The organism is Paenisporosarcina sp. P5_A11 (assembly GCF_056400705.1).
The window spans coordinates 1-8767 of the sequence record NZ_JBFUKT010000145.1; the positions used below are offsets into that span (position 1 = coordinate 1).

Annotated in this window: 6 protein-coding genes; all 6 read left to right on the plus strand. The window is 35.2% G+C overall.

Annotated features, from left to right (window positions below; genetic code table 11):
- Window positions 1-563 precede the first annotated feature (563 nt).
- The 6 genes from AC1DOS_RS15470 (at window position 564) to AC1DOS_RS15495 (ending at window position 8588) form a co-directional block, all read left to right on the plus strand.
- Window positions 564-3617, plus strand: a complete 3054-nt coding sequence (locus AC1DOS_RS15470; protein WP_477538218.1) for an efflux RND transporter permease subunit — start codon at window positions 564-566, stop codon at window positions 3615-3617.
- A 96-nt stretch (window positions 3618-3713) separates the two neighbouring features.
- Window positions 3714-4799, plus strand: a complete 1086-nt coding sequence (locus tag AC1DOS_RS15475; protein WP_477538219.1) for an SDR family oxidoreductase — start codon at window positions 3714-3716, stop codon at window positions 4797-4799.
- A gap of 233 nt (window positions 4800-5032) precedes the next feature.
- Entirely contained in the window at window positions 5033-5698 is a 666-nt protein-coding gene (locus AC1DOS_RS15480; protein ID WP_108584355.1) for a TerC family protein, read from the plus strand.
- Between the two features lie 184 nt (window positions 5699-5882).
- Window positions 5883-6578 carry a hypothetical protein gene (locus AC1DOS_RS15485; RefSeq protein ID WP_477538220.1) on the plus strand — a complete coding sequence of 232 codons (696 nt, stop codon included), beginning with the start codon at window positions 5883-5885 and terminating at the stop codon, window positions 6576-6578.
- A gap of 106 nt (window positions 6579-6684) precedes the next feature.
- A complete protein-coding gene (gene sigI, locus AC1DOS_RS15490; protein WP_477538221.1) occupies window positions 6685-7443 on the plus strand; it encodes an RNA polymerase sigma-I factor in 759 nt (252 codons plus the stop codon).
- Window positions 7443-8588, plus strand: a complete 1146-nt coding sequence (locus AC1DOS_RS15495) for an anti-sigma-I factor RsgI family protein (protein ID WP_477538222.1) — start codon at window positions 7443-7445, stop codon at window positions 8586-8588. Before sigI ends, AC1DOS_RS15495 begins: the two co-directional genes overlap by 1 nt.
- The last annotated feature ends 179 nt before the right edge of the window (window positions 8589-8767 follow it).

Here is an 8767-nt window from a genome sequence, read left to right on the forward strand (position 1 = left end):
GGAGCGAATGATGCAAATCCGCCGCAGGATAATCTACAAAAAGAGAGGTGGGCGAGTGACGCAGTCACAAGCCCATCCTCTTTGTTCTCTAGATTATTGTGCAGCAGGTAAAGCGTCAGAAGCGAACTGGAAACCTGTCATCCTCTGTTAATGGAATCAAGGTTTCGGTATGCAGTTGTGATGATATTTCTTAAATTAAACGTTAATAAGATGTTTTGAAAATAAAGTGTCTGTTAAACGATCCCGTTGTTTATCGTACATTTGCGCATAGCGCACGTTTCGCATGAGCCAACAAGTATGAAAACACCTACTTGTGGGTCTCATTCTTCACGCTCTTGCAACATGATAGTCGTTAATGTACTCGTTTGTTTGTTCTTCAATATCAACAGTTCGCTTTAACATAGACTGTTTGTTAAGTAACAATTAAAATCCGTATTTTGTATCCACATATAAAAATTGTTAATATTGTGTCAGTATATATTTTGGAACAATTCATGTTTGAAGTAACTGGGCTTAACGCATATGATAGAGGTAGAAGTTAGTGCAAGAAAGGAATTCACCAAATGAAAATTAGCGATTTTTCAATAAAACGTCCCGTATTTACAATTGTTATTATGTTTTTGGTCATCATTTTAGGCGCAGTTTCTTTTTTGAAAATACCAGTTACCTTAATCCCAGAGTTGAATCCACCAATAGGTGTTGTTGTAACGAGCTACCCTGGTGCAAGCCCGACGGAAGTTAGTGAAAAAGTGACAAAACCGTTGGAAGCAAGCTTATCTACTTTACCGGGTATTAAAACCTTGCAATCTTCTTCGCGAGAAGGGACAAACTTTATTTTTTTACAATTTGATTGGTCTACAGACATAGATGATGTGCAGACAGATATCATGCAACGTATTGATCAAACACCTGTTCCTGATGAATCACAGAAACCCCGATTTTTAAAATTTGACCCTTCTCAGTTTCCAGTCATTCAGCTCTCACTACGTGCTCCAGAGAATGGACAAGACGTTCGAATAATTGCAGAGCAATTAGAAAAGGAGCTGCGTCGAACGGAGGGTGTAGCAAGTGTGAATGTTTCGGGGGCTTTGGTTGAGGAAGTACAAATTTTACTTGATCAACAAAAACTAGAAGATAAAGGCTTAGCACAGTCTGATATTGTGCAACTGATTCAAGCGAATAATGTATCATTCCCTGGAGATCCCATAGAAACTGAAGATGGTAAGCAATTAACAACTCGAATTGTCAGCACTTTGACGACAGTTGAAGATATTCAAAATCTAGTTGTTACAGTTAATCCGTTGGATGGTAAAAACATCCTTATTGAGGATGTGGCTACTGTTGTTCTAGCTGAACAGGAAACTTCGATAGAAACCCGTGCCAATGAAGAACCGGCTGTTTTAATGTCTGTGTTGCAGGAATCTGGTGCAAACACTGCGGATGTTTCTACTTCTTTTAAAGAATCACTAGATGAACTTTTACAAAAAGACGAGTTTAAAGGTGTAGAAGCAGATATTTTATTTGACCAAGGAGATTACGTCAAATTAGCTATTGGCAACATTGGCTCTTCTTTAATATTTGGTGGCCTTTTCGCCATGTTAGTGTTGTTTGTTTTCTTACGCGGAATAAAGAGTCCAATTATTATCGGTATAGCGATCCCTTATTCGGTCATCGTGACATTTGTTTTAATGTATTTTGCAGATTTCGCGTTAAATATCATGACATTAGGGGCACTTGCTCTAGGTATTGGTATGTTAGTTGATAACGCCATTGTCGTTATTGAAAATATTGAACGTCATTTAAGCATGGGCAAAGATTCCAAAACCGCTGCGTCAGAAGGAACAAAAGAAGTTTCCGGTGCGATTATTGCTTCAACCGTAACGACGGTTGCGGTATTTGTGCCAGTTATTTTCATTACAGGATTAATTGGTCAGATATTCACTGAGTTTGCATTGACGATTTCGTTTAGTTTAATCGCTTCATTGGTCGTGGCATTAACCGTTATTCCTATGCTTGCCAGTCGTATGTTGAGTAAACCGAAAGGCGATCCTGAAGCGAGAAGACGACGTTCAAAATCATATAATAAGTTCGAACGTTCCATTAAATGGGCACTCGGACATCGTCTCATGGTAATGGTCATCACAACTATTATGCTTGTGGCTGGTGTATTTGGTTTATTCCAAGTAGGAACTGAATTTTTACCTGCAACTGATGAAGGTTTTGTAAGTATCAATGTAGAACTGGAAAACGGCTCTTCTACTAGTGCTACAAAAGAAGTTGTTGAAAGAATAGAGGACACATTAAAGAAAGAAAAAGATGTGGATGTATATGTTAGTTTAGTTGGAGGTACTCAACAAGGACAGTCACAAGGATCCTCCGAAACTAATAGAGCTGAAATATACGTTAAGCTTGTAGAGTTAGATGACCGTGATCGCTCAGTATTTGAGTTTGTCGATGAAGTACAACCAAAGGTATTAGATTTAGTAGGAGATCAAGCTGAAGTTAATTTTAACCTACAAACAGCTGCTGGTTCCACACCGAATTCATTGTCATTTTCAGTGACGGATACAGACAAAGAACGATTGGAAAAAGCTGTTTCAGACATCCGAAAAACTTTAAGTAAATTAGATTCAGTTAGTGAACTTTCAGATGATATGGAAGAAACCATTGAGGAAATACAAATGACTGTAGACAAAGAAGCCGCAACTGAATACGGTCTTGCTCCTGCACAAATAGCACAAACTGTTAATAGTGTGACCCGTGGGGCATTTGCTACTCAAATTATTTCAGAAAATGATGATGTTTATGGGGTGTACGTTAAATACGATGAAAAGTATCGTAGCAACATTGAACAGCTCAAGCAATTAAAGCTACGAACTCCCTCAGGCCAATTTGTAAAGTTGCAAGAAGTAGCCACTATAGAAATAGCAGAAGGTCCAGTTGCTATTCGTCGAGTTGATCAAGCGAGTTCAGTTAATTTCTCACTGAAATACCAATCCACATATTCTTTAGGTGAAATGTCAGATCAAGTTGACGAAGCCATTGAGAAATTAAAGTTGCCAGAAGAAGTTGATATCACTTTTAGCGGGGATAGAGAACTATTTGAAAGTGCAATTAATGATATGTTACTTGCTGTCATACTCGCTGTTGTATTAGTTTATATTGTAATGGCGGCTCAGTTTGAATCGTTTAAATATCCGTTTGTGATTATGTTCTCCGTACCGTTAATGATTATTGGTGTAGCGTTAGGTTTGTTCATCACACAAACACCTATTAGCATAACAGCCGTCATAGGATTATTGGTTCTAGTCGGTATCGTGGTAAACAATGGGATTATGCTAGTTGATTTTATTAATCAACGAAAAGATGCAGGATACTCTTCATATGAAGCCATTGTTTCTTCCGCTCGAGATCGATTAAGACCTATCCTAATGACTACTCTGACAACAATTTTAGGATTATTACCCCTAGCTGTTGGTATTGGTGAAGGGACAGAAATTAATCAACCAATGGGCATAGTTGTTATTGGTGGATTATTAAGCTCTACATTATTAACACTATACGTAATACCAGTTATTTATAGTTTGTTCGACCGAGAAACACGTCGGAGTTCGTAACGATCTTAAACAACATCTATTCAGAAACTAGAATAGATGTTGTTTTTAAATTCGTATTTTTGTATTATTCAGTTAACAAAGGTTTGGAGGAAGCTTATGCATATTCCGTTTTTTACTGGATTCCCCGGATTTATCTCTAGACAAATCATAGGAGAATTAATTMATCAAAAAAAAACTGAAACTATTTTTGCCATTGTTCTACCATCACAATTAGAGATTGCTAGAGAAGTAGCGAAAGATTTAGTAAAACAATCACAAAACGTCAATATTCATTTAGTTGAAGGGGATATCACATTACCAAATATGGGCATAGCAGATGAAAGTTTACAACAAGTACGTGAACAAGTGACCGTGGTTTGGCATTTAGCAGCACTGTATGATTTAGCAGTTCCTAGAGATATTGCATGGAAGGTTAATGTACATGGCACGCAAATGGTAAATGAATTTGTCCAAACTCTCCCAAGAATTTCGAGATATATGTATTTCAGTACCGCATATATTGCAGGCACACGAGAAGGTATCTTGAGGGAAGATGAATTAATTCGTCCTAGTGGGTTTAAGAATTATTATGAAGAAACAAAATTTGAAGCAGAACTACTTGTTGAGGAGATAAAATTAACCATACCTACAACAATTATTCGCCCTGGAATTGTACGAGGACATTCAGTAACTGGAGAAACCATCAAGTTTGATGGTCCATATTTTTTTATTAATATGATTGAAAATTTTAAAAAACTTCCAGTGATTCCGTATGTAGGAAAGTCTAGTGCGTTTATTAACGTAGTGCCAATAGATTTTATTATTAAAGCAGTTGTTTATTTTAGTGAAAATAAAAGAGCAGAAGGCAAAACTCTGCATTTAACTGATCCAAACCCTCATCCGGTTGAAGTAGTGTATCGCCATATGGTATGGGAAATTACCGGTAAATTGCCAAAAGGAAGATTCCCTCTGGTCCTTGCAAAAAAAGGACTTGATATTAAATTTGTCAGACAGAAATTAGGTGTGGAAAAAGAAACATTGGACTATTTAACCTGGTCAGCACAGTTTAATACAGAGGTTGCTAAAGAAGTGCTAAAGGATAGTGACATTGAATGCGCGGATTTCATTGATTCGTTACCATCCATGATTGCGTTTTATCAATTGCACAAAAAAGAGAATCACTATCATATTCAAATAAAGTAGTACATTGTTTACAACTTTACAGTTTATGATATAATTAGGATAGATGAAAACTTAATAAACTTTTGACTGTTGTCAAAGGGGAGTAGCTATAGGGAAACCTATTTCATAGTCGTCATTACGTGGGTAAAACCATCGGCTATGATAGCCATTATATAATGAGCTTAGCAAGACCTTTGCCTTTTATTAGGCATAGGTCTTTTTTGTTTTCAATAATTCATTAAAAGGAGATTAACATGGATATATTTACAGGGGAATTTTTCGTGGCTTTGTTATCTATTATCATGATTGATTTAGTTTTAGCAGGAGACAATGCAATTGTTATTGGGATGTCTGCTAAGAACTTGCCAGAACATCATCGTAAGAAAGCAATTATATGGGGTACAGTCGGTGCAGTGGTTATAAGAATTCTGGCAACACTAGCGATTGTTTGGTTATTGAAAATTCCAGGGTTACAACTTGTTGGTGGAATCATCCTTATTGGGATTGCTTACAAGTTATTAATTGATGAAAGTGATTTAGGCGATCACAAAGCTTCATCGAATTTATGGGGAGCAATTGGTACGATCATTGTTGCTGATACAATTATGGGATTGGACAATGTACTGGCTGTTGCTGGAGCAGCACACGGTAGTTTCCTTTTAGTCGTATTGGGATTAATAATAAGCGTTCCGATTATGGTATGGGGTAGTACACTATTTGTTAAATTAATCGACAAATATCCAATCATTATTTATATTGGTTCTGGTGTATTAGCTTTCACAGCTGCTAGAATGATTACTCATGAACCCTTTTTGAAAGATTTCTTTGAGACTAATCCGATTATTGCTTATACAATGATCATTGTAGTTACAGTAGGAGTTATTCTTGCGGGTCGATTTAAAAATAAAAAAACTTTGTAATGGCCGATGAAGTCGATCGGGAAAGTGAAAAAAAAAACTTATAGCCTTAATAAAAACATCAAAAACTGCTGAAAATCAAATTGATTTTCAGCAGTTTTTTTTTATACCCCCATAAAGATATATAAACTAATCGAATAGTTAGAAGAACGCAAAACGTTCAAAAAACTATATGAGGTGTATCACATTGAAAAATTATAAAAAAATAAGTGCAGCATTACTAGCAACAGGATTAATTGCATCAACTTCAATCCAAGTCTTTGCAAATGATACTGAAAAAGTGGACACAACAAACTTTGAAACAGTAAATCTACAAGACGCTTTGAACAACGTCAAAAATGATTCAACTTCAGTCGAAGATTTACAAATGATTGTTGCAAATATCCCAGTAGGATTAAATACAAATAATATATTTGCACTATCGACTAATATTGAAAAAATAAACAATCCACAAGCTAAATCAGCTCTTAAAAAGAATCTTGAAAAAGCAATTGCGAAATATGAAGAAAATAATAAAGAAAATCCGACTACTGAAACACCAGTTGTTGATGAAGATGAAACGGAAGTAGAAAAAACGGTTCCAGAAACAGAAGAAACTGAAAGTGAAAAAATAGAAAAACAAGTTACTCATGATTTGAAAAAGGCTGAAAGAGAAGCAGCAAAAGAAGCTCAAAAAGCAGCCGAATTATTAGAAAAACAAGAGCACAAAGCAGCACAAAAAGCGAAAAAACAAGAACGTAAAGCAGCACAACAAGCGAAAAAATCGGAGCACAAGGCAACACAACAAGTGAAAAAAGAAGAACGTAAAGTAGCACAACATGTGAAAAAAGAAGAGCATACAGCCAAACAACATTCAAAAAAAGAAGGAAAAGATAAGAAATAAGACTAGCAAATGTAAAGAAAATGACATGCAAAATGACTTTTCATTTTCACRAGAACCCGTTACAATCGGATAGGACTTAACTATCGTACGAAAACGGGGTGGGCTTGTGATTCTAGCTTCAATTCAAGGATTATTCTTAAAAAAACAATCAATACAAAATGTTGAGGCGCTTGTGATCCAAGCGAAAAATGGGAATAAGGAAGTTCATCATGAACTTCTTTCTTCCTATACTCCATTTATGAAAAAAACAGCATCATTTGTGTGTAAACGCTATATTAATGAACAAGATGATGAATACAGTATTGCAATGCTTGCCTTTAATGAAGCCATTGAGCATTATGAATTAGGCAAAAACGCCTCTTTTTTAACTTTCGCACACTTGCTGATTCGGCGTAAATTGATCGACTTTATACGTAAAGAATCTAGAAGAAAAGAAATTAATATAGGCCAAATAACGTATGAACATGGAGACCATCAAGATGCATTTGACATCCTAGAGTCTTCACATTCATTTGATCAATTTACAGCGAAGCAGCAGGCAGAGGATAGAAAGCAACAAATAGCAATATATGAATCATTACTAAAACCTTATGGATTAAGTTTTCAAGTATTAGTTAAGGTATCACCATCTCATGAAGACTCTAGACAAACAGCAATCCAAATTGCTCAAATCATTGTAGAGACAGATGAATTTTACGAGATATTACAAACGAAGAAAAGGCTACCTATGAAAGAGCTAGAGGAGTTAGTAAATGTCTCGCGTAAGACAATTGAACGACATCGCAAATATATTGTGGCAATTGTTATTTTGCTGAAAAGTGATTTGCATTACATTAAAGATTACTTAAAAGGGAGAATGTCATAATGAACAAGCATAAAGGGATTGTCTTTGAGACAACATCTGCATATAGCATTTTCTTAACGTCTGATGGACTTTTTGAAAAAGGCATACCCCTTACATCCTCTGTTCAAATTGGAGAAGAAGTTTATTTTCGACCATTTCAAAATAAAAAGCAACAAAATTTAAAAGACTCATACAATTCAAGATGGACGGCACCTATAATATCCGTTGTCGCAACCATCGTATTATTATTTTCTGTTTTGTTGCCTGCCCAATCGAATGTTTCTGCTTATGTTCAGATTGATATCAATCCAAGTATTGAACTTGGTATTAATAATGCTGGAAAAGTGTTTTTATTTAAAGGGCTGAATGAAGATGGTGTCGAAATTAAACGAGATATTTCATTTTGGAAAGGTAAGCCTTTATCATGGGTTTTACTGCAAATTGTAGATCGAACTGAATCACATATTGAGCAAACAGAAGTGATTGGGATAACAACAATCTATCAAAATGAAATGGATCATGAGAAATTAGAAAAAGTAATTGAAACTGCAGTAACTACTTCTGCAACTCAAGCTTTGCCTAAGAAACAATCGATAAAAGTGACCGAGGCTACAGTATCTGACTGGAAATCAGCAACAAGAAAAGGGGTTTCTGTCCAAGAGTATCAAAAAGAACGCAAAGATATGAATAAAGTTAAACATGATAAAGTGAAGCAAAAAGTGAAATCTGAAACACAAAAGACAAAAACTAAGAAGAATCAAGACAAACCAAAAATAGAAAAAGGCTTGAAAGAGAAAAATGGTCCAAAAAACGAGGAAATTAAATCTCATAATAATTCTATGAAGCAAGAAAAACAAAAGATGAAACAAAATGATAGCAAGAAAGATCAATCGAATGAGAAACAAAAAGTAAATTATAAAAAAGAGAAACCTAAAGAAAAGTATAATGTGAAGCATCCCACTAATCAAAAAACCAAATCAACTAAGAACAAAAATTCAAACTTTCATCACGGTAAAAAAGAAAGGAATAATAGTGGAATCGAAAAAAAAAATATTCTTAAAAAAGAAAGAAAAGAAATAAAAAGATATAAGGAAACACATGAAAAAGTGGGCAATACCAGGGCAACTGGACAAAAGGATTCCAAAACAGAACAAAATAGAAAGTAAGTGCTTCTTCATAGAGAAGCATTCAGACTGTAGACAAACTCGATAAAATCGAGTTTGCCTACAGTCTTTTTAATTTTTATAATAGAAGTATAAAATCTTGAGGTGATTATAATGCTTTCAAAACATAATGCAATTCAACGAGATCAAATTGAAATGATTGCTTTAGAACAACTTGTGCC

What these genes read in the sequence shown, in the direction of transcription:
- AC1DOS_RS15470 (WP_477538218.1), top strand. Translation starts at nt 564, where the DNA reads ATGAAAATTAGCGATTTTTCAATAAAACGTCCCGTATTTACAATTGTT.
- AC1DOS_RS15480 (WP_108584355.1), top strand. Translation starts at nt 5,033, where the DNA reads ATGGATATATTTACAGGGGAATTTTTCGTGGCTTTGTTATCTATTATC.
- AC1DOS_RS15495 (WP_477538222.1), top strand. Translation starts at nt 7,443, where the DNA reads ATGAACAAGCATAAAGGGATTGTCTTTGAGACAACATCTGCATATAGC.